The organism is Pseudonocardia sp. HH130630-07, assembly GCF_001698125.1.
Lineage (GTDB): Bacteria > Actinomycetota > Actinomycetes > Mycobacteriales > Pseudonocardiaceae > Pseudonocardia.
The window spans coordinates 2,462,084-2,481,764 of record NZ_CP013854.1 but is presented as its reverse complement, the minus strand read 5'-3'; the positions used below and the strand labels follow the sequence as shown (position 1 = coordinate 2,481,764).

Genomic DNA, 19,681 nt, shown 5'->3' with positions numbered 1-19,681 from the left:
CGTCCCCGGCCGGGTGACCCGGTGCGGGCGACGGTCACCGACCGGAGCGGAACGGCTCAGCCGTCGCCGGGCGGAGGTCCGCCGCCGTCGTCCCCGCCGTCGCCGTCACCACCGCCGTCGCCCTCACCCGGCGGCGGGCCACCGGGAGGCGGCGGACCGCCCGGCGGCGGGCCGGCGCCGGGCGGCGGGGGCGGCGCGGGCACGCTGCCGCTGCTCACCTGCAGCGTCACCTGCTCGCCCGGCAGCGCGGCACCCCGCGGCTCCTGCCCGACGACGGTGCCCTCCGCGGCCCGGTTGTCCACCGTGCGCGTGGTGACCTGCCAGCCCTGGCCCTCCAGCTCGCCGCGCGCGTCGCGCAGCGGGCGGCCGACGACGTCCGGGATCCGGGACTCGGCGCCACCGTCGAGGAAGCGCGGGTCGGTCGGGGGCAGCGGCGTCGGCGGGGTGCCCGCCAGCAGCGGCCCCACGGCGCCGTACCAGGTCCTGGCCGGGGTCTTGCCGCCGAAGATGTTGCCGTTCCCGCAGGCGAACGGGGCACCGCCGCCGTCGCACAGCGGTCGCGGCGAGTTCGAGTTGTCGAAGGTGATCACCGCGCCGGACATCTCCGGCACCCCGCCGACGAACGCCGCCGACTTGTGCTGCTGGGTCGTCCCGGTCTTGCCCGCCATCGGCCGGTTCCAGCCCGCCGCCCGGGCCGCGGCCGCGGACGTGCCGGAGATGTCGTCCTTGCTCATGCCGGTGACCAGGGTGTTCGCCAGCGCCGGGTCCACCGCCTGCTGGCACGGCTCCTCGGTGATCGGGACGTCCTTGCCGTTCGCATCGGTGATCGAGTCGATCGGCGACGGCGGGCACCAGGTACCGCCGGAGAACAGCGTCGCCCCGACGTTCGCGAGCTCCATCACCGACGTCGGCGTCACGCCGAGGGTGAACGACGCGAGCTTCTGCTCCTTGATCACCTCGGCGATCGAGCGGTCGGTCCGCTCCCCGCTGCCCGGGTCTACGAACGGCGTCGTGGCCAGCGACTTCATCCCGAGCCGGACCGCCATGTCGACGACGTCCGGGACCCCGGTGAACTCCTCCAGCTTGATGAACGCGGTGTTCGGCGACTGGGCCAGCGCATCGGTCATGCTCATCCGCGGCGGCAGGCCCTCGCTGGCGTTGCCGACCGGGATCGGGCGCCCGCTGCCGTCGACGTAGATCGGGGACGCGTACCCGGACGGCGGGACCTGCATCGAGTAGTTGATGCCGAGGCCCTTCTCCAGGGCGGTCGCCGCCGTGAAGATCTTGTACGTCGAACCGGCGCCCAGGTTGACCGGCTGGTACGGCAGCCCGTAGCTGGTCTCCTCGGCGTCGGCGTCCAGGCCGAAGGTGCGGCTCGATCCCATCGCGAGCACGCGGTGCTTGTCCTTGCCCGGCTGCACCAGCGACATCACGTTCGCGACGTTCGGGGTGTCCGGCGGGACCTCGGCGTCCAGCGACCGCTTGACCTCGTTCATCGCCCGCGGGTCCAGGCTGGTCTTGATCGTGTAGCCGCCCCGGTTGATCTGCTCCTCGGAGAAGCCGGCCTCGGTGAGGTACTGGACGACGTACTTGCAGAAGAAGCCGCGGTCACCGGCCCCGAGGCAGCCGTTCGGCACCCGGACCAGCGGGTCCGCCACCCCGAGCGGCGCCGCCGTGGCCTGCCGGGCCTGCGCGTCGTCGATCATGCCCTGCTGGCGCATCTGGTCGATCACGACGTTGCGCCGCTGCAGGGCGTCGTCCGGGTTCTGCACCGGGTCGAACCGGGACGTCGACTGGACCATCCCGGCCAGCATCGCGGCCTGCGGGACGGTCAGCTTGTCCGGCGTGGTGTTGAAGTACGTCCTGGCGGCTGCCGCGATCCCGAACGAGCCGTTGCCGTAGAAGACGATGTTGAGGTAGCGGTTGAGGATCTGGTCCTTGGACAGCTGGCGCTCCAGCTGCAGCGCCACCCGGGCCTCCTTCAGCTTCCGGGCCGCCGTCTGCTCGGTCGCCTTCAGCCGTTCGGCCTCGGTCTGCGCGTCGACGTAGAGCATGTAGTTCTTGACGTACTGCTGGGTCAGCGTCGACGCGCCCTGCACGACGTCGCCGGAGGCCGAGTTCGCCACGAGCGCGCGCAGCGTGCCCTGCCAGTCCACGCCGTCGTGGTCGTAGAACCGGCGGTCCTCGATCGCGAGCGTCGCCGCCTTCATCGCGGGGGCGATCTGGTCGTCGCCCACCTCGGTCCGGTTCTGGTCGAACAGGTAGGCGATCGGGCGGTCCTCGGAGTCGGTCACCGTCGTCGTCCGCGGGGCCGGGTTGTTGACCAGGTCGACCGAGCTGGACGTGACGCTGTCCCCCGCCTGGTTCGACAGGATACCGACCCCGCCCGCCAGCGGGAACGCCATTCCCGCCGTGACGACGCCGAGCAGGACGCACAGGCCCGCGAGCACACCGAGCGGGCGGAGCAGGCGGCGGGGGAACCTCACGGGATCGAGAGTACGGCCCGCGAGGTCAGAAACACGTCAGGCCGCGTTCCCCGGGTTGCGTAGTTTTGCGCGCTGCCGCCGGCGCCCTCCGCTCGCCAGAATTACCCCATCGCATTGCGGACCGGAGGTCGGTCCGCCCCGGGACGGAAGGCAGTCATGTCCGAGCAGCAGAACGTCACCTCGATCGACTCCCGCCGCCCCGGCCGGCCGCGGTTGCGGCCGGCCGGTCTGCGGTCGTCGGGTCCGGTCTGGAACTGGCGGGCCGCCGCGCGCTGCCGGGCCGGCACCGCCGAGGAGCTGTTCGTCACCGGCGCCGACCAGCGCGAGGCCCGTGAGTTCTGCTTCGCCTGCCCGGTCCGCACCGAGTGCCTGGCGCACGCCCTGGACCAGCAGATCGAGTTCGGGGTGTGGGGCGGCATGACCGAGCGCGAGCGGCGGGCCGTGCTCCGCCGGCGGCCCGAGGTCAGCGACTGGTCGAACCTGCTGGGCCAGGCGCGCAACGACCACTACGCCGGACGCACCCGCGGGGCGTGATCGGCCGCTCGCTAGCGTCTGCCCGGTGCAGACCACCGAGCGGCTCGACCTCCTCGCCGACCTGTACCGCGCGCACGCCGACGACCTGCGGGTCGTGATCGCCCAGCGGCGCGCGTTCCTGCTGGACGCACCGTCGGTCACCCCCCAGCTCGACGACGTCGAGGCCGAGGTGACCTACCTGCTCCTGCGCCACCACCGGCCGTCGCACGTGGTGGAGATCGGCACCTTCTGGGGCTGGTCGACCACCTGGATCCTGTCCGCGCTGCGCGACAACGGCCACGGGCACCTGCACTCGTTCGACCTCGTCGACCACGTCCGGGACACCGTGCCGGCCGCGCTCGCCGACGATCGCTGGACGTTCCACCACGGCGACCTGCGGGACACCGTCGCCGAGGTCCCGGACGACACCGGCTACCTGTTCGTCGACGCCGACCACGGCCGCCGGTTCGCCCGGTGGTACCTGGAGCACCTGTTCCCCCGGATCGCGCCGGGCACCCCGGCCAGCGTGCACGACGTGTTCCACCTGCCGTGGGCGCGGCCGTTCACCGAGGGTGCGGAGGTCGTGCGCTGGCTGCGGCAGCGCGGGACCCCGTGGTTCCGCCCGGGCGGCCGCAACCGCCGCACCCTGGACGCGGTGCGCGCCGAGCTGGGCATCACCGGGGCCCGCGGGACCACCCGGAACCCGATGATGTTCTTCGAGATGCCGGAGACCGCGGACCCGAGGACCCCCGCCTCCGTGCCCGCCGAGCAGCGGGGCTGACCGGACGGCCCCTCCCGCCCTGTCCGGTCGGCGGCCCGGTCCCGGAGACTCGCTCACCCGGTGAGCGAATCGGGAGCCCCTCGCCGCGTGTCCGCGCGGAGGGGCTGCGGTCCGTGGTGCGAGGAGGCCACGAGGGTTCCTCAGCCCGTGGCTCGTCCCTCGGCCGGGGCCGGGCTCGCCAGCAGGTCGCCGATCGTGCGCAGGCCGTCCAGGTCGGCGATGTCCCCGGCGACCGCGGGCACCCGGACCACCGGCACCGACGGGTGCGCCGCGGAGAAGCGGGTCAGCAGGTGCTCCTCGCGTTCGTGCAGCTCCACGCGGTCGGCGTGCAGGCGGAGCACCGCGGCCGCGATCTGCGATCCGGGTCCGCCGACCTGCTCGGCCGCGGCGCGGGCCCGGGCCGCGGACACCGGTGCGAGGACGGGGTGCGTCCGGTTGAGCACCAGGCCGGCGAGCGGCATGTCCTCGGTGGAGAGCCGGTCGGTGAAGTAGGCGGCCTCGCGCAGCGCGTCCGGCTCCGGCGCGGCGACCACGAGGAACGCGGTGCCCGGTGAACGCAGCAGGGCGTAGGTCCGCTCGGCCCGCTCGGCGAACCCGCCGAACAGCGTGTCGAAGGCCTGCACGAACGCCGACGCGTCCTGCAGCATCTGCCCGCCGATGATCGTCCCGACGGCCTTGGCGAACAGCCCGAACCCCGCCTCGACGATCCGGCGCAGGCCCCGGCCACCGGCCTTCGCGGGCGCGGCCAGCAGCTTGATCATCCGGCCGTCCAGGAACCGGGACATGCGCTGCGGTGCGTCGAGGAAGTCCAGCGCCGACCGCGACGGCGGGGTGTCGACGACCACGAGGTCCCACGTCCCGGCGGCGACGAGCTGCCCCAGCTTCTCCATCGCCATGTACTCCTGCGTCCCGGAGAACGACGAGGAGATGACCTGGTAGAACGGGTTCTCGATGATCCGCCGGGCCTTCTCCGGCGGCGCGTGGCCCTGCACCATCTCGTCGAAGGTGCGGCGCATGTCGAGCATCATCGCCGCGAGGTCACCGGTCGGGGTGGGCACCGGGGCCGGGTCGTTGGAGAGCTCGTCGAGCCCCAGGGCCTGGGCCAGCCGACGGGCCGGGTCGATCGTCAGCACGACGACCTGGCGGCCCCGCTCGGCCGCGCGCAGGGCCAGCGCGGCCGAGGTCGTCGTCTTGCCGACACCGCCGGAGCCGCAGCAGACGATCACCCGGGTCTCCGGGTCGTCGATCAGCGCGTCGACGTCCAGCCCGCTCATCGCCGGGGCTCCAGGTACACGCCCTGGCCGATCATCGACTCCGCGAGCTCGTAGAGCGCGCCCAGGTCGACGCCGCCGAGCACGGCGGGCAGCGTCAGCCGGGGCAGCGGCGGGTCGGGCTCGGTGTCGAGCCGGCGCAGCGCGGCGGTCTCGGCGGCGACACCGACGGCGTGTTCGACGGTCTCCGCGACCAGCCCGTCGATCTCGTCCGGGGCCAGCTCGATACCGGCGCTCTGCAGCCCGTTCGCGATCCGGCCGGCGTCCACCCGGCCGTCCGCGGCCGCGGTCACCGAGCGGTCCGGGAGCCACTGCTCGCGCATCCGGTTGACCACCAGCGTCCCCACCGCGATGTCGGCCCGGCCCAGCTCGGCGACGGCGTCCAGGGTCTCGGTGACCGGGAGGTCGGACAGCAGCGTGACCAGGTGCACCGCGGTCAGCGGTGAGTGGATCAGGGCCTCGACGCCCTTGGCCTGGCCGTGGATCGGCCCGACCTTCGCCAGGTCCGCCATCGCCTTGGTGACGTCGAGGAAGCCGACCAGCCGCCCGGTCGGGGGCGCGTCGAGGACGACGGCGTCGTACGCGGGCCGCCCGTCGGTCTCGGTCCGCGTCACGCACTCCTTGGCCTTGCCGGTGAGCAGCACGTCGCGCAGGCCCGGCGCCAGCGTCGTCGCGAACTCGATCGCGCCCATCCGGCGCAGCGTCCGGCCGGCCATGCCGAGCCGGTAGAACATCTCGAAGTACTCCAGCAGCGCGGCCTCGGTGTCGACGGCCAGCGCGCGGACCTCGCCGCCACCGGCCGCGACCGCGATCCGTCGCTCGGCGTAGGGCAGCGGCGCGGTGTCGAACACCTGCGCGACGCCCTGCCGGCCCTCGACCTCGACGAGCAGCACCCGCTTCCCGCCGGTGGCCAGGGCCAGTGCCAGCGCGGCCGCCACCGTCGTCTTGCCGGTGCCGCCCTTCCCGGAGACGACGTGCAGCCGCGCGTGGGCGAGTGCGCCGGGCCAGGTCGCGGGCCCGGCCGCCGGTTCGGGGTGGACGGTCGTCGGCACGCGGTCAAGCGTACGGAGTGGACCCCGGCGCGGCCCGTCGGCGAGGCGCGCCCCACACGGACGTCCGTCGCAGCGGGATGTCCATCCGCCGTCCGGGGCAGCCCGGCGACCGGTTCGCCGGGTTAGAGTCCGGCCATGAGCTCCCCGGCCCTGAAGTGGGAATACCTGACCGCCCCGCTGCTGATCCACAACACCAAGGCGATCCTGGACAACTTCGGCCAGGACGGCTGGGAACTGGTCACGGTCACCGCCGGCGCCAACGCCGAGCAGCTCGTCGCGTTCTTCAAGCGGCCGGTGCAGCAGTGAGCGCGCTGGCCCGCCTGCGCGAGCTGGGCCTGACCCTGCCCGCGGTCGCCGCGCCCGCCGGCGCCTACATCCCGGCCCGGCGCAGCGGGAACCTGGTGTTCACCGCGGGCCAGGTCCCGTTCGTGGACGGTGCCGTGGCCGCGACCGGCAAGGTCGGCGCGGCCGTGTCGGCCGAGCAGGCCTACGACCTGGCCCGGATCTGCACACTGAACGCGCTCGCCGCCGTCGACGGCCTGGTCGGCCTGGACGCCGTGACCGGCGTCGTGAAGGTCGTCGGGTTCGTCGCGTCCGACCCGTCGTTCAGCGGGCAGCCCGGCGTCGTCAACGGCGCGTCGGACCTGCTCGGCGAGGTCTTCGGCGAGGCGGGGGCGCACGCGCGCTCGGCCGTCGGCGTCGCGGTCCTGCCGCTCGACGTGCCGGTCGAGGTCGAGCTGGTCGTCGAGGTCGGCTAGCGGACGACCCATGGGATCTCAGACCGGAACCCCCGCCGCGCACGACCTGCTCCTGCGGCTCGCCGGGCGGCTGCCCGACGAGCTGCTCTGGCGGCTGCGCGACTGGGTGGCCGGAGGCGCCGACGAGTCCGTCGGCGCACTCCTCCCGCGGGCCCTGCTGCGGCACCGGACCGGTGTGACCGACGAGGAGCGCGCGCTGCTCGCCGAGGTCGTCCCGGCCGGCTCCGCGTCCCGGCGGCTGGTCGGGGCGGTGCCGTCGTGCGAGGTACCGGCGCCGCCGTCGTTCGGACCGGGGGAGCCGGACCTGGCCGCGTGGTCGGCCACGTCGGTCGTCCGGGACGAGGCGGACGAGCTGCGGGTCGCCGTCCGTGACGACGGGGCCCGGGTCCTCCTGGTCCGTGCCCACGACCGCCCGCACCTGCTCACCGCGGCCCTGCAGCGGCTGCTGCGGGTGCACGGCGAGCACGTCCCCCGGGTGGAGATCTGGACCGGCGACCGGGCGCCGGGTCCGTACCACGAGGCGGCGTACGAGAGCGCCGCCCCGCTGTGGAGCCGGCCGCCGGTACCCACCGGCAGCTGAGCCCACGAAGGAGGCCCCATGTCCGACCCCACGTACCGGCTCCTGCTCGAGCTGGCCGGCCGGGTGGACGACGACCTGCTCGGCTCGGGCCGGGAGCTCGTCGCCGTCGGCGAGGAGGGGTACGCGCTGGAGCTGCTGGTCGCCGAGCTGGTCGCCGGCCGGGTGGTGCTGCCCGTCGCGGTGCGCCGGGCGCTGGTCACGGAGGCCACCGCACGCCGGCTGCAGCCGGACCCGGACCGGCTCCTGCCGGCCGGCACGCCGGAGGACGCGTGCCCGCACCGCTTCACCGGGAGCGGGGACGCCGACGGCATCGCCGGGGCCCTGGCCGGCCTCCCGGCCCCGGACGACGGCTGGCTGCTCGCCCACCGGGTCACGCCCGCCGGTTCCGCACCCGGCCCGCTGCCGCACCCGGTGCTGCTCGCCCGTACCGGTGGTGACGGGTCGGCCGAGGTGCTGACGCTGCAGGCGCAGTCCGCGCTCGCCCGGGCCGGGCTGGTCGCCTCGGTCGAGGTCGGTGGGGACGGCGATCCGGACACGCCCTACCACCGTGCGGCCCGTGCGGCGGCGGTGCGGCTCCCGGCCGGGCCGCCCGCTCCCGGGACCGCACCCGAACCGATCGACCCGCCACTCCCGGACGCGCTCACCCCCGCCGAGACCCCCGCGCCGCCGGTCCAGCCGGTCCAGCCGGCATCCGCGCCGGAACCGGTCGTGACACCGGCGGTGCAGAGCCGGGCGGCACCCGTGTTCGCTCCACCCGCCGAGGTACCGGACACCCCCGCCACCCTCGCCGAGCCGACCGCGGAACCGCCCCCGGCGGGCCCGTCCGCGGCACCGGCCGATCCGGAGCCCGTCGTCCCGGCTGCCCCGTCGAGCCCGGTCGCGCCCCGGCCCGCCCCACGGCCGGCGGCGGACCCGGCCGAGCCGATCGTCGCGGCCGCATCGTCCGAGGTCACCGACCCGCCGACCGCGGTCGGGCCCACCGGCCCGGAACCGGCCGTACCGATCGACGCACCGGCGCCGCGCCCGGAGGAACGGCCCGGGGCCGCCGGACCGGCCGTCCCGGCGACACCGGCCGGGACCGTCCCCGCGCAGCACGGGCCGCTCCCGGAGGGCGAGGACCACGAGCAGGCGTCACCCAGCATCTCGTCCGTCGCCGCACCGCTCGGAGCGATCGACCCGACGGTCCCGATCGAGCGCCCCGAGCGGCGCGCTCGGCGGCTCGCCGGCGCCGGTCGGGACTCCGGAGCACCGGGCCCCGCGCCGAGGCCCCGCAACGGGCGACCGGGTCCGAGCGCCGCACCGGAGCGACCGGACCCGGCAGCACGGCCGGATCCCACGGCGCGCCCGGACCCGTCGGCCGGACGCCCGGACCCGGGGGAGCAGCCGTACCGCCCGGCCGCGACCGGCGCCCTGCCGCCCGGTGCCCCGCCCACCGGCGACCTCCCGTCCAGCACCGGAGCCGGTCCCGCCCCGGGAGCGGGCACCTTCGACGCCGCCCCGCCGGAGCCACCGGCGTCCCACCGCCTGCACCCGGACCCGGCCGACGCCGGGGAACCGCTGCATCCGGCACCCCGCCCCTCCCCGCCGATCCGGGCGCTGCGCGAGTCCACGGCGGGCGACTGGTTCGAGTCCGACGGCGAGTCCCCGCAGCCCCGGGGACCCGGTGCGACCGAGGAGATCGGCCACCCCGCTCCGGACGTGGCGGAGAACGACCCGGCGCCACCGGGACGGCCGACCGCCGGACCGCCCGCGGTCCCCGCCGCCGACGAGCAGGCCTGGCTGGACGACTGGGCCTCCGGAGCGTGGATCGGGGAGACGGCGGGCCCGGCACCGGAGCCCGTCGCCCGGCCGTCGACGGCCGGAGCCGAGATCGACGCCCCGACCCCCGCCCCCGGGGTCCCGATCGTGGCCGCGCCGGACGTCCCGCCGTCGTCCGTGGTGGAGGTGCCGCGACGGCCGCGGCACCTGCTCGTCACCGAGGAGGGCCAGGTCACCGGGCCGGAGGAGCCGGGGACCGCGGACGCCCCGGTCAACGGCTCGGCGACGAACGGCACGATCCCGGAGGCGGCTCCGGACGGCCACCCCGCGGGCACCGGCCGTCCGGCGCCGCAGCCCGGCCCGCCGTCGGACGGGGCCCCGTCCGACGGAGCGCTCGCCGACCGGCTGACCCCGGCCGAGCAGGACCTGCTGCAGCGCCTGCACGAGGAGCTGGCGGTCCGGGAGAACGGCGGCGAGCCCACCCCGCGCAACGGGACGACCCGCCCCGACCAGAACTGATCAGCCGGCGGCGCGGGTGATCTCCTCGACGATGCGTTGCAGGTGCAGCGCCCGGGCCGCGCCCACGGGGAGCCGGGTGTTCCCGGTGCCGATCGCGTCCGCCAGGTCGTCGAGGAGCCGGGAGTAGCAGGCGACGGCGTCGGCGGGACGGCTGTCGAGCACCGTCCGGCCGCGCCCGTCCGGGCCGAGCCCGCCGGTGATCGCCAGCTCGAAGTCGGTCGGGTCGACCGGGGTCCGCAGCGACAGCACCAGCGAGCTGCGGGCCCCGCCGGAGTGCAGCAACCCGACCCGCCACAGGTCCGGCTCGTCGCGGCGGGCCTGCTCGACACCGGTGACCGGCCCGAGCGCGGCGTCCAGCAGGTCGATCACGTGCGGACCGATGTCCAGCAGGGCACCGTGCTCGGCCCGCCAGCCGGACGTCGCGAACGGGCCGCCCAGCAGGGCACCGGACAGCCAGCGGGCCGTCCCGACCGTCCCCGGGCCGTGCGGGCCCTCCGGCACCGCCCGGAGCCAGGCACGGATCGTGGGGTCGAACCGCAGCGTCAGCACGGTCGCCGAGCACACCCCGGCCTCCTCGATCGCGGCGGCGGCGCGCTCGGCGGCCGCCAGGTCCGCGGCCAGCGGCTTCTCCAGCACGAGATGGCGGCCCGCCGCGGCCGCCACCGGAACCAGCTCGCCCTGCACCCGCGGCGGCACGGCGAACGCCACCGCGTCACTGGCCGTCAGGAGAGCATCGAACGACGGGTGCACCGGGCGCCGCGGCCTCCGGGCGGCGGGCCCACACCCCGGCCGCCGACCAGCGCGGATGGCCCGCGATCGCGGGTGCGTGCACGGTGCGCGCCCAGGGGCCCGCGCCGACGAGTCCGATGCGCATGCGGGCATTGTCACCGTCTGTCCCGGGCCGTCGTGTTCTAGGGTCGGCGGCCATGAGCACCGCAGCTCCGGAACCCCCGGTCGAGCCGAGACCCGCCGCGACGGTCGTGCTCGTCCGGGACGCCCCGGGCACGGGCCTGGAGGTCTTCCTGCAGCGCCGGGTCACCGGGATGGCGTTCGCGGGCGGCATGACCGTCTTCCCGGGCGGTGGCGTCGCGGCCGACGACGTCCCGGACCCGTCGCGCTGGCGCGGGCCCGCCCCCGAGCGTTTCGGCGCGGCACTCGGTGTCCCGGCGGACGCGGCGGCCGCGCTGGTCACGGCCGCGGTGCGGGAGACGTTCGAGGAGTGCGGGGTGCTGCTGGCCGCCGCGCCCGGCACCGAACCGGGCCCGATCACCGACTCCGGACGCTGGCGCGACGACCTCACCGGACGGCGTGCGACGCTGCCCGGCCTGCTCGCCGAGCACGATCTCGAACTGCGTGCCGACCTGCTGCAGCCGTGGGCCCGCTGGATCACCCCGCCACGCAACCCGCGCCGCTACGACACCGCCTTCCTGCTCGCCCGCCTGCCCGACGGCCAGCACGCCGACGACGCCACCACCGAGGCCGTCGAGGCCCGCTGGTGGACCCCGGCCGACGCGCTCGCCGGGTACCGCGACGGCGCCGTGGCCCTCATGCCGCCCACCCTGCACACCCTGCAGGGCCTGGCCCGCTACGACGGTGTCGGTGCCGTCGTCGCGGCGGCCGGGGAGCGCGACATCGAACCGATCACCCCCGAGGTGCGGCGGGAGGGCAAGGTCGTGACGATCACCCTCCCCGGCGACCCGGACTGGCGATACGAGGAGACCCCGACGTGAGCCACCCGCTCTACGGCAGCCTGCGCGCCGTGCACCCGCTGGCGGCGGTGCTGCTGCAGGACAACCCCGGCCCGATGACGCTGGACGGCACGAACACCTGGGTCGTCGGGGTGCCGGACTCCGGGGAACGCATCGTCGTCGACCCCGGTGAGGACGACGGCACGCACCTGGAGCGGCTGGCCGACGGCGCGCCGGTGGCCGCGGTCGTCCTCACCCACCGCCACCACGACCACTCCGGCGGCGCCCGGCGGTTCGTCGAGCTCACCGGCGCCCCGGTGTACGCCGCGGACCCGGACCTGGCCGCGGGCACCGAACCGCTGACCGACGGCGTGGTGATCGCCGGCGCGGGGGTCGAGCTGACCGTCCTGGCCACGCCGGGGCACACCGCGGACTCGGTCTCGTTGCTGCTCGACGGGCCCGGATCCGGTGGGCCGGCGCTGCTGTCCGGGGACACCGTCCTGGGCCGCGGGACGACCGTCATCGCCCGTCCGGACGGTGCGCTCGGGCCCTACCTGGAGTCGCTGCGCCGGATCGCGGAGCTCCCGGCGGGTGTCCCGGTGCTCCCCGGGCACGGGCCGGAGCTGCCGGACGCCGTGCAGGTCGCCAACGCCTATCTCGCCCACCGCGAGCAGCGGCTGGACCAGGTCCGGGCGGCGCTGGAACAACTCGGCCCGGAGGCGACCGCGCGCGACGTCGTCGAGGTCGTGTACGCCGACGTCGACACCTCGTTGTGGGACGCGGCCGAGCAGTCGGTCACCGCCCAGCTCGAGTACCTGCGGGCCTGACCGGCACCGGTCAGGCGAGGCTCGCGACCGGCGGAGCGACCGCCGCGACCGTGCCCCGGCGCAGCCACAGCAGGACGGCGACCAGCACGCCGAGGAACCCGCCCGCGGCGAATCCGGCCGGGCCGACGAGCTCGATCACGCTACCGGACACCGCCTGGCCCGCCGAGACCCCGACGATGGCCGCCATGACCGTCCAGTTGAACGCCTCGGTGGCCGCCTCCGGCGGGGCGGTCAACTCCACCCCCAGCGAGTGCGCGGTCACCTGCGGGGTGATGAACGCGCCGGCCGCCATCATCACCACGCCGAGCAGCAGCAGCGACCCGAGCGGGGCGACCAGACCGGTGGCGGCGACCAGCAGGCCGAACCCGCCGAGCAGCACCGGCAGCCGCAGGTGCAGCGGGCGCGGCCACGGCCGGAGCCCGTACACGACGCCGGCGGCGACCGACATCACCGACCACAGCGACAGCAGGATCCCGCCGGCCGCCGGGGCACCGGCGAACTCCGCCGCCGCGAACACCCCGACCTCGGCGGTGCCGGCCACCAGGCCGAACCCGAACGCGGCGAGGGCGACGGTGCGCAGCCCCAGGCGGCGGAACACCCCGAGGAGCCCGGACTCGCCGGTCGGCACACCGGCGGCGCGCTCGGCGCGGATCCGGGCCGAGCGCCGGCGCGCCGCCCGGGTCAGGACGAACCACGTCGTGCCCAGCAGCTCGGCCGACGCCGCGACGACCAGTGCCGTCCCCGGCCACGGCGTGGCGACGACCAGCACGGCAGCCAGTGCGGGCCCCAGGATGAAGAACGTCTCGAGGCTGATCGCCTCGTAGGTGTACGCGGCCTCCCGGCGGGGACCGGCCGGGACCAGGTCGGACCACAGGGCCCGCGAGGAGCCCTCGATGGCCGGCGTGGCGAGGCCGGTGAGCACCGCGACCCCGGCCGTCAGCACCGGCGGTACGGCGGCCTCGACACACCCGATGAGCCCGGCGACGGCGACCGCGTAGACCGCGGCCAGCACCAGCATCGGACGGGTCGGGCCGAGCCGGTCCAGCATCCGGCCCTGCAAGACCGTGCCGGCCGCCGTCCCGACCAGCAGCGCCGCCGAGACCGCACCGGCCAGTGCGTAGGAACCCTCCGCCTCGCGGACGTAGAGCAGGGTCGCGAGGCTGTGCATCGCGATCGGGAACCGCCCGATCGCCGAGGCGAGGACCGGAGCCGCCGCGCCGGGGGTGCCCAGCGCGGCCCGGTAGTCGGAGAGGGAAGCGGCCACGCCCCAGGGTCACACGGTCTGGTACGGCAGTACGACCCGGATTCCCGAGGAGCGGGACGCGGTCAGCGGGCCCGGCGGGCCAGCCGCTCCGGCTCCAGGATCAGCACGCTCTTGCCCTCGAGCCGCAGCCAGCCGCGGTGCGCGAAGTCGGCGAGCGCCTTGTTCACGGTCTCCCGCGAGGCGCCGACGAGCTGGGCGATCTCCTCCTGGGTCAGATCGTGCGTGACCCGCAGCAGACCCGACTCCTGGGACCCGAACTGGCGGGCCAGCTGGAGCAGCGACTTCGCGACCCGGCCGGGGACGTCGGTGAAGATCAGGTCCGCGAGCATGTTGTTGGTGCGGCGCAGCCGGCGGGCCAGCACCCGCAGCAACTGCTCGGCGATCTCCGGGCGCTTGCCGATCCACTCCCGCAGCGCGCTGCGGTCCATCGTGTAGGTGCGCACCTCGGTCACCGCGGTGGCCGACGACGTGCGCGGGCCCGGGTCGAAGATGGACAGCTCACCGAACATGTCGGAGGGGCCGGCCACCATCAGCAGGTTCTCCCGGCCGTCCGGCGACTTGCGGCCCAGCTTTACCTTGCCACCGGCCACGATGTAGAGGCGGTCACCGGGCTCGCCCTCGGAGAAGATGACCTGCCCACGGGAGAACTCGACCGTCTCCAGCGCCTCGGCCAGCGCCTCGGCGGCCTGGGGCTCCACACCCTGGAAGATCCCGGCCCGGATCAGAACCTCGTCCACTGCAACTCCTCGTTCACCGGCCGTGATCGTCACGGCGGGTCGTCGGCGCGCCAGTGTAGAGGCCTTCGCCACACACGTGCGCACCACTGGCCCGATCGGCGCTCGTCCGATCGGGCCTGTTTCGTTCTTCGGACGCTCTCGTGGAGCCCCGATTCGATCGCGTCAACCGGGTCAGGCCGACGGAACCTGACTACGCCGGGTGGTCCTGCGCCGCCGGTTCCGCAACCGGAACAGCTCCAGTGCCCGGCTGCTGCCGGAGCGGAACAGGGCACGCACCTCGTCCGGTCGGGGCTGCTCGAGCATCTCGTCGAGCTCGTCCTGGCGCACCGTGGACTCCCGCAGGCGGGACTCCACACGCTCCATGCCGAGCGCGAAGAACATCACGAGAAGCGGAACGAGGACGCTCAACCAGGCAGTCATGGCACCTCCGATCCTCTCCTACGGGTTCGCACCCGCACCCTCCGGGGGTAACCGATCCGGGTGTTTCGTGATCGTTTCGTGATCGTCTGCTCCGTCCGGCGGCGTTCGGCGCCGCCGGACGGCCGCTCGACGCAGCCCCGATCCGGCCGCAGCGCCCCCGCCACCGGTGCACTCATGGAGCTTCGGCCTCGTGTGGCCGGGCCGAAGCTCCATGAGTACGCGAGGGGTGGCCGGGGCGCGCCACACGGTGACACGGCTGTCGGGGGCCACCCGTACGCTCGGTGACGTGAGCACTTCCGTCCGGCGGCCCACCCGGCGCGCCGCGGCCGGTCTCGCCGCGCGGATCACCGCCGGGGAGAACCCGATCGGGCGATCGCGGCGGGTCAACCGGATCCTGCGCGCGCTGGCCGAGTGTTACCCGCACGCGCACTGCGAACTGGACTTCACCACGCCGCTGGACCTCGCGGTGGCCACCATCCTGTCCGCCCAGTGCACCGACGAGCGGGTCAACCAGGTCACCCCGGCGCTCTTCGCCCGGTACCCCACGGCGGCGGACTACGCGGCCGCCGAGCGGACCGAGCTGGAGGAGCTGATCCGGTCCACCGGCTTCTACCGCAACAAGGCGAACTCGCTGGCGGGTCTGGGGGCCGCGGTCGTCGAGCGGCACGGTGGCGAGCTGCCCGCGAACCTCGAGGACCTGGTGCGTCTGCCCGGCATCGGGCGGAAGACCGCGAACGTCATCCTGGGCAACGCGTTCGACGTCCCCGGCATCACGGTCGACACCCACTTCGGGCGCCTGGTCCGCCGGTGGGGCTGGACCACCGAGGAGGACCCGGTGAAGGTCGAGCACGCCGTGGCCGCGCTCGTCCCGCGCCGGGACCAGACGATCATCTCCCACCACGTGATCTTCCACGGCCGGCGCGTCTGCCACTCCCGCAAGCCGGCCTGCGGGGTCTGCCTCCTGGCGGCGGACTGCCCGTCCTTCGGGCTCGGTCCGACCGAGCCCGCCGAGGCTGCGGCCCTGGTCAAGGGCCCGGAGCGGGACCACCTCCTGGCGCTGGCCGGAATCGACGAGGGCGGCCGGTGAGCCGGAGCGGCGCCACCCGGTCCGAGATCGTCTCGACCGTGGTCGTCGTCGTGCTCGTCGCCGTCGCGGTGTGGGCGCTCTGGCCCGCACCCTCCGGCCCCTCGGCCCAGGGCGCGCCGCCCGCCGCGGCCCGGCAGGAGTCCGACCCGGCCACCGCCGATCCCGCCGCGCTCGCCGTCGCCCGCTCCGGGGCCCGCCTGCAGCCCTGCCCGGCCCCGACCGGCGCGCCCGCGGCCGGGCCGCTGGCCGGGATCACCGTCCCGTGCCTGGGCGCGGACGGGTCGATCGACGTCGGCGCCGCGGTCGCCGGGCGTCCGGTGCTGGTCAACTTCTGGGCCTCCTGGTGCGTGCCGTGCCGCGAGGAGCTCCCGGCGCTCGCCGAGTACGCCGCGCGCCCCGGCTCGGTCCCGGTACTGACCGTCGACGTCCAGGACGACCCGGTCGCGGCGCTGCGCCTGGTGCAGCGGCTGGGGATCCGGCTGCCGGCCGTGACCGACCCGCGCGGCGAGCTGCGGGCGGCCCTCGACGCGCCGCCGGTGCTGCCGTTCACCTCCGTCGTCCGGGCCGACGGCACGCCGGCCACGGTCGATCCGCCGATCCCGTTCCGTACCGCCGACGAGGTGGCGGCCGCGGTGGAGCGCCTGCGGTGACCGGCCGCGCCGTGCCGGAGCCGGACCCGGGGGCCGCACCGCCCTCGCTGGTCCCGCTGGTCGAGGGGGTCCGCGGGCTCGACGCGGCCTGGTTCGGCAGCCGGCGCGATCCGGCGGCCGGCCGCGGCGACGGGCGGCGGGCCGCCGTCCTGATGCTGTTCGCCGACGGCGACCGCGGCCCGGACGTGCTGCTCACCGAACGGGCCGCGACCCTGCGGTCGCACGCCGGCCAGGTGGCCTTCCCCGGCGGCCGGGTGGACCCCGGGGACACCGGGCCCGTCGACGCCGCGGTGCGCGAGGCCCGCGAGGAGACCGGGCTCGACCCGGCGGGCGTGGTGCCGCTGTGCCTGCTGCCCGAACTCCTCGTCCCGCCGACCGGCGCGCTGGTGACCCCGGTACTCGCGCACTGGGCCCGCCCCGTTCCGGTGGACGTCGTGGACCCGGCCGAGGTGGCCAGGGTGCTGCGGGTCCCGGTGGCCGAGCTGGCCGACCCGGCGAACCGGATCTCGGTCCGCGGGCCGCGCGGGTACGTCGGCCCCGCGTTCCGCACGTCGGGGCTGCTGGTCTGGGGATTCACCGGGGGCCTGCTGTCCGCCCTGCTCCGGCGGGCCGGCTGGGAACGTCCGTGGGACGAGGAACGGGTCGAGGGACTCGACGAGGCATGGGCGGCGAGCGCCCGGCCCGGGCACGGGGAGCCGTGCCCGGACGAACTGCGAGGAGAACGCGTGACCGACCCCGTCGATCGTCGTGACGAGGTGGGCCGGTGAGCATCAGCTGGGTCGACGTGGTCGTCGTCCTCCTGGCGCTGCTGGCGGCGGCGTCCGGATGGCGGCACGGGGTGGCGGTCGCTCTGCTCTCCTTCCTCGGGGTGCTGACCGGGGCCATCCTGGGGCTGCGGCTCGCGCCGCTGCTGGCCGCCCAGGTGGAGTCCCAGCAGGCGAAGGTGCTGCTCGGGATCGGGGCGGTGGTGCTGCTCGTCGCGCTCGGCGAGGCCACCGGGGTCTACCTCGGCCGGCACATCCGGGACCGGATCCGCGGCGAGGGCACGCTCAAGGTCGACTCCACGCTCGGGGCCGGGGTCCAGGCGGTCGCCGTGGTGATCGCGGCCTGGCTGATCGCGCTGCCGCTGTCGTCCACCAGCTTCGCGACGCTCACCAGCGGGCTGCGCGACTCCCGGGTGCTGGCCGCCGTCGACGGCGCGATGCCGGACGCCGCCCGCCAGCTGCCGGCCGAGCTGCGCCAGATCCTGGACGACTCCGGGTTCCCCGACGTCGTGAGCCCGTTCTCGCGCACCCCGGTCGCCGCGATCGGCCCGCCGGACGCCGGTCTGGTGCAGAACCCGGTGGTCAACGAGGTCCGCGACCGGGTGCTCAAGGTGCGCGGCCGGGCCACGGCCTGCCGCCGTGCGCTGGAGGGGACCGGCTTCGTCGTCGCGCCGCAGCGGGTCATGACCAACGCCCACGTCGTCGCCGGCACGTCGAGCACGAGCGTGGAGGTCACCACCTCGCGCGGCCGTACCCGCCAGCTCGACGCCGAGGTCGTCTACTACGACCCGCAGGTCGACGTGGCCGTCCTGGACGTGCCGGCGCTGGAGGAGGAGCCGCTGCAGTTCAGCCCGGAGCCGACCGGCGTCGGGGACGACGTGATCATCCTCGGCTACCCGCTGGACGGCCCGTACACCGTCACGCCGGGCAAGGTCCGGGAGCGGATCCGGCTGCGCGGGCCGGACATCTACGAGCAGGGCAGCGTCGTGCGCGACGTCTACACCGTGCGCGCCGTGGTCCGTTCCGGGAACTCCGGCGGGCCGATGATCACCCCGGACGGCCGCGTGGTCGGCGTCGTCTTCGGTGCGGCCCTCGACGACACCGAGACCGGTTTCGTGCTGACCGCGGAGCAGGCCGCCGCGGCGCTGAACGCCGCGGCCGACGAGTCGGCGTCCTCGGTCGGCACGGGGGAGTGCGCCTCGTAGCGGTTCCCATCATCTGGAAGCGCATGGTCACCTGCTGGGAACACGCCTAGCGTTGCCGGCATGGCCGACGTCGACGTCACCCGGAGTCCACGCCGCTGGGTGGTGCTCGGCGCCGGCGTGCTCGCCCAGACCGCCGCCTGCAGCTTCGTCTACGGGATGCCGTTCCTGGTCCCGCTGCTGCGCGACGCGGGCGGCCTGTCCCTCGCCGGGGCCGGCACCTACGTCGGCGCGCCGACCGCGGGGCTGTTGCTGACCCTGATCGCCTGGGGCGCCGTGGCCGACCGCACCGGTGAGCGCGGGGTGATCGCCGCCGGGCTGGCCGTCTGTGCCGCCGCGGTCGCCGGGGCGGCGTTGTTCCCGGGGCCGGCGACGCTGGTCCTGCTGGTGCTCGGCGGCGCCGGGGCGGCCTCGGTGTTCGCCGCCAGCGGCCGGATGGTGATGGGCTGGTTCGGCCCCCACGAGCGCGGTACGGCGATGGGCGTGCGGCAGACCGCGCAGCCGCTCGGCGTCGCGCTGGCCGGGCTCACCCTGCCCACCCTCGGCGCCGCGGCGGCGGGCCCGTGGCGGGCGTTGCTGCTGCCCGCCGTCGCCTGCCTGGTCGCCGCGGTGCTGGTGCTCCTCCTCGCGCCCGACCCGCCACGCCCGGCCGGCGCCGGCGGCCCGGACCCCGGCTCCCCGTACCGGACGCCGGTGCTGTGGCGGGTGCACGGCGCGTCGGCCCTGCTGGTGGTGCCGCAGTTCGCGGTGGCCGCGTTCGGCACCGAGTACCTGGTCCGCGAGCAGGGGTGGGGCGTGGCTGCGGCCGGGGCGTTCGTCGCCGCCGGGCAGGTCGTCGGCGCGGCCGGCCGGATCGGGGCCGGCTGGTGGTCGGACCGGGCCGGCTCCCGGCTGCGGCCGATGCGCCTGATCGCGGTGGCCGCCGCCGTCGTGCTGCTGGTGTTCGCGCTCGGCGACGCGGTGGCCGGGTGGCTGGCGGTGACGATGCTGGCGGTCGGCGCGGTCGTCACCGTCGCCGACAACGGTCTCGGGTTCACCGCGACCGCCGAGCTGGCCGGCCGGGCCTGGTCCGGCCGGGCGCTCGGAATCCAGAACACCGGCCAGAACGCGCTCGCGTCGGCCGTCCCGGTCACCCTGGGCGCCCTGATCGGGGCGAGCAGCTACGGCGTGGGCTTCGCCCTGGCCGCGGTGACGCCGCTGGCCGCCGCCCTCCTGACCCCGGTCCGTGACGAACCGACCACGCGCAGCGTTCCCTGACCCGTCCCCCGGACCCACTCATGGAGCTTCGGCCTCGTGTGGCCGGGCCGAAGCTCCATGAGTGACC

Annotated in this window: 19 protein-coding genes and 1 pseudogene; 13 read left to right on the top strand and 7 right to left on the bottom strand. The window is 75.7% G+C overall.

Annotated features, from left to right (window positions below; all coding sequences use genetic code 11):
• Positions 1-56: 56 nt before the first annotated feature.
• Positions 57-2,486, bottom strand: coding sequence for a penicillin-binding protein (locus tag AFB00_RS12035; RefSeq protein ID WP_335726568.1), 2,430 nt, complete (start codon positions 2,484-2,486; stop codon positions 57-59).
• Positions 2,487-2,642: 156 nt separating this feature from the next.
• Between AFB00_RS12035 and AFB00_RS12030 the strand changes: the two genes are divergently transcribed.
• Positions 2,643-3,020 (top strand): WhiB family transcriptional regulator, encoded by a 378-nt coding sequence (locus tag AFB00_RS12030; RefSeq protein WP_083275466.1) that lies wholly within the window; start codon positions 2,643-2,645, stop codon positions 3,018-3,020.
• Between the two features lie 25 nt (positions 3,021-3,045).
• Positions 3,046-3,780 (top strand): class I SAM-dependent methyltransferase, encoded by a 735-nt coding sequence (locus tag AFB00_RS12025; protein ID WP_068797302.1) that lies wholly within the window; start codon positions 3,046-3,048, stop codon positions 3,778-3,780.
• Positions 3,781-3,920: 140 nt separating this feature from the next.
• On the opposite strand, the gene AFB00_RS12020 is transcribed toward AFB00_RS12025, so the two are convergent.
• Positions 3,921-5,054 (bottom strand): ArsA family ATPase, encoded by a 1,134-nt coding sequence (locus AFB00_RS12020; protein WP_068797301.1) that lies wholly within the window; start codon positions 5,052-5,054, stop codon positions 3,921-3,923.
• Positions 5,051-6,103, bottom strand: coding sequence for an ArsA-related P-loop ATPase (locus AFB00_RS12015; protein ID WP_068797300.1), 1,053 nt, complete (start codon positions 6,101-6,103; stop codon positions 5,051-5,053). Before AFB00_RS12015 ends, AFB00_RS12020 begins: the two co-directional genes overlap by 4 nt.
• A 135-nt stretch (positions 6,104-6,238) precedes the next feature.
• On the opposite strand from AFB00_RS12015, the gene AFB00_RS33140 reads away from it, so the two are divergent.
• Genes AFB00_RS33140 through AFB00_RS12000 form a run of 4 tightly spaced genes read left to right on the top strand, consistent with a single transcriptional unit; the run spans position 6,239 to position 9,718 of the window.
• Entirely contained in the window at positions 6,239-6,409 is a 171-nt protein-coding gene (locus AFB00_RS33140; protein WP_156819496.1) for a DUF4177 domain-containing protein, read from the top strand.
• A complete protein-coding gene (locus AFB00_RS12010; RefSeq protein WP_068797299.1) occupies positions 6,406-6,861 on the top strand; it encodes a RidA family protein in 456 nt (151 codons plus the stop codon). Before AFB00_RS33140 ends, AFB00_RS12010 begins: the two co-directional genes overlap by 4 nt.
• Positions 6,862-6,871: 10 nt before the next feature.
• Complete coding sequence (locus tag AFB00_RS12005; RefSeq protein WP_068797298.1) at positions 6,872-7,441, top strand: hypothetical protein; 570 nt, start codon at positions 6,872-6,874, stop codon at positions 7,439-7,441.
• 18 nt (positions 7,442-7,459) lie between these two features.
• Positions 7,460-9,718, top strand: coding sequence for a hypothetical protein (locus AFB00_RS12000; RefSeq protein ID WP_068797297.1), 2,259 nt, complete (start codon positions 7,460-7,462; stop codon positions 9,716-9,718).
• On the opposite strand, the pseudogene AFB00_RS11995 reads toward AFB00_RS12000, so the two are convergent.
• Positions 9,719-10,592 (bottom strand): annotated as a pseudogene (locus AFB00_RS11995) (Gfo/Idh/MocA family protein). It abuts the gene before it with no gap.
• Between the two features lie 52 nt (positions 10,593-10,644).
• Here AFB00_RS11995 and AFB00_RS11990 point away from each other — a divergent pair.
• Both AFB00_RS11990 and AFB00_RS11985 read left to right on the top strand, forming a co-directional pair.
• Positions 10,645-11,448 (top strand): NUDIX hydrolase, encoded by an 804-nt coding sequence (locus tag AFB00_RS11990; protein WP_068797296.1) that lies wholly within the window; start codon positions 10,645-10,647, stop codon positions 11,446-11,448.
• Complete coding sequence (locus tag AFB00_RS11985; RefSeq protein ID WP_068797295.1) at positions 11,445-12,233, top strand: MBL fold metallo-hydrolase; 789 nt, start codon at positions 11,445-11,447, stop codon at positions 12,231-12,233. Before AFB00_RS11990 ends, AFB00_RS11985 begins: the two co-directional genes overlap by 4 nt.
• A gap of 10 nt (positions 12,234-12,243) precedes the next feature.
• Here AFB00_RS11985 and AFB00_RS11980 read toward each other — a convergent pair whose 3' ends face one another.
• The 3 genes from AFB00_RS11980 to AFB00_RS11970 form a co-directional block, all read right to left on the bottom strand.
• Entirely contained in the window at positions 12,244-13,497 is a 1,254-nt protein-coding gene (locus tag AFB00_RS11980) for an MFS transporter (protein ID WP_068797294.1), read from the bottom strand.
• Between the two features lie 62 nt (positions 13,498-13,559).
• Entirely contained in the window at positions 13,560-14,234 is a 675-nt protein-coding gene (locus AFB00_RS11975; RefSeq protein ID WP_068797293.1) for a Crp/Fnr family transcriptional regulator, read from the bottom strand.
• A gap of 171 nt (positions 14,235-14,405) precedes the next feature.
• Positions 14,406-14,654, bottom strand: a complete 249-nt coding sequence (locus AFB00_RS11970; protein WP_068797292.1) for a hypothetical protein — start codon at positions 14,652-14,654, stop codon at positions 14,406-14,408.
• 286 nt (positions 14,655-14,940) lie between these two features.
• On the opposite strand from AFB00_RS11970, the gene nth reads away from it, so the two are divergent.
• From nth to AFB00_RS11945, 5 genes are read left to right on the top strand one after another with little or no spacing between them, the layout of a single operon-like run.
• A complete protein-coding gene (gene nth / locus AFB00_RS11965) occupies positions 14,941-15,741 on the top strand; it encodes an endonuclease III (RefSeq protein ID WP_231974343.1) in 801 nt (266 codons plus the stop codon).
• Positions 15,738-16,391: a TlpA family protein disulfide reductase gene (locus AFB00_RS11960; protein ID WP_068797291.1), complete on the top strand. Its 654-nt coding sequence runs from the start codon at positions 15,738-15,740 to the stop codon at positions 16,389-16,391. The genes nth and AFB00_RS11960 overlap by 4 nt, the downstream gene beginning before the upstream one ends.
• On the top strand, positions 16,388-17,158 hold the full coding sequence (locus AFB00_RS11955; RefSeq protein WP_068797290.1) for an NUDIX hydrolase: 771 nt from the start codon (positions 16,388-16,390) through the stop codon (positions 17,156-17,158). Before AFB00_RS11960 ends, AFB00_RS11955 begins: the two co-directional genes overlap by 4 nt.
• Positions 17,159-17,160: 2 nt before the next feature.
• Positions 17,161-18,360, top strand: coding sequence for a MarP family serine protease (locus AFB00_RS11950; protein WP_068800236.1), 1,200 nt, complete (start codon positions 17,161-17,163; stop codon positions 18,358-18,360).
• Between the two features lie 60 nt (positions 18,361-18,420).
• A complete protein-coding gene (locus tag AFB00_RS11945; protein WP_068797289.1) occupies positions 18,421-19,614 on the top strand; it encodes an MFS transporter in 1,194 nt (397 codons plus the stop codon).
• Positions 19,615-19,681 lie beyond the last annotated feature (67 nt).

Excerpts from the sequence above, each read along its gene's own strand:
- AFB00_RS12030 (WP_083275466.1), top strand. The coding sequence starts at position 2,643 with ATGTCCGAGCAGCAGAACGTCACCTCGATCGACTCCCGCCGCCCCGGC.
- AFB00_RS12020 (WP_068797301.1), bottom strand. The coding sequence starts at position 5,054 with ATGAGCGGGCTGGACGTCGACGCGCTGATCGACGACCCGGAGACCCGG.
- AFB00_RS33140 (WP_156819496.1), top strand. The coding sequence starts at position 6,239 with ATGAGCTCCCCGGCCCTGAAGTGGGAATACCTGACCGCCCCGCTGCTG.
- AFB00_RS12005 (WP_068797298.1), top strand. The coding sequence starts at position 6,872 with ATGGGATCTCAGACCGGAACCCCCGCCGCGCACGACCTGCTCCTGCGG.
- AFB00_RS12000 (WP_068797297.1), top strand. The coding sequence starts at position 7,460 with ATGTCCGACCCCACGTACCGGCTCCTGCTCGAGCTGGCCGGCCGGGTG.
- AFB00_RS11990 (WP_068797296.1), top strand. The coding sequence starts at position 10,645 with ATGAGCACCGCAGCTCCGGAACCCCCGGTCGAGCCGAGACCCGCCGCG.
- AFB00_RS11970 (WP_068797292.1), bottom strand. The coding sequence starts at position 14,654 with ATGACTGCCTGGTTGAGCGTCCTCGTTCCGCTTCTCGTGATGTTCTTC.
- AFB00_RS11945 (WP_068797289.1), top strand. The coding sequence starts at position 18,421 with ATGGCCGACGTCGACGTCACCCGGAGTCCACGCCGCTGGGTGGTGCTC.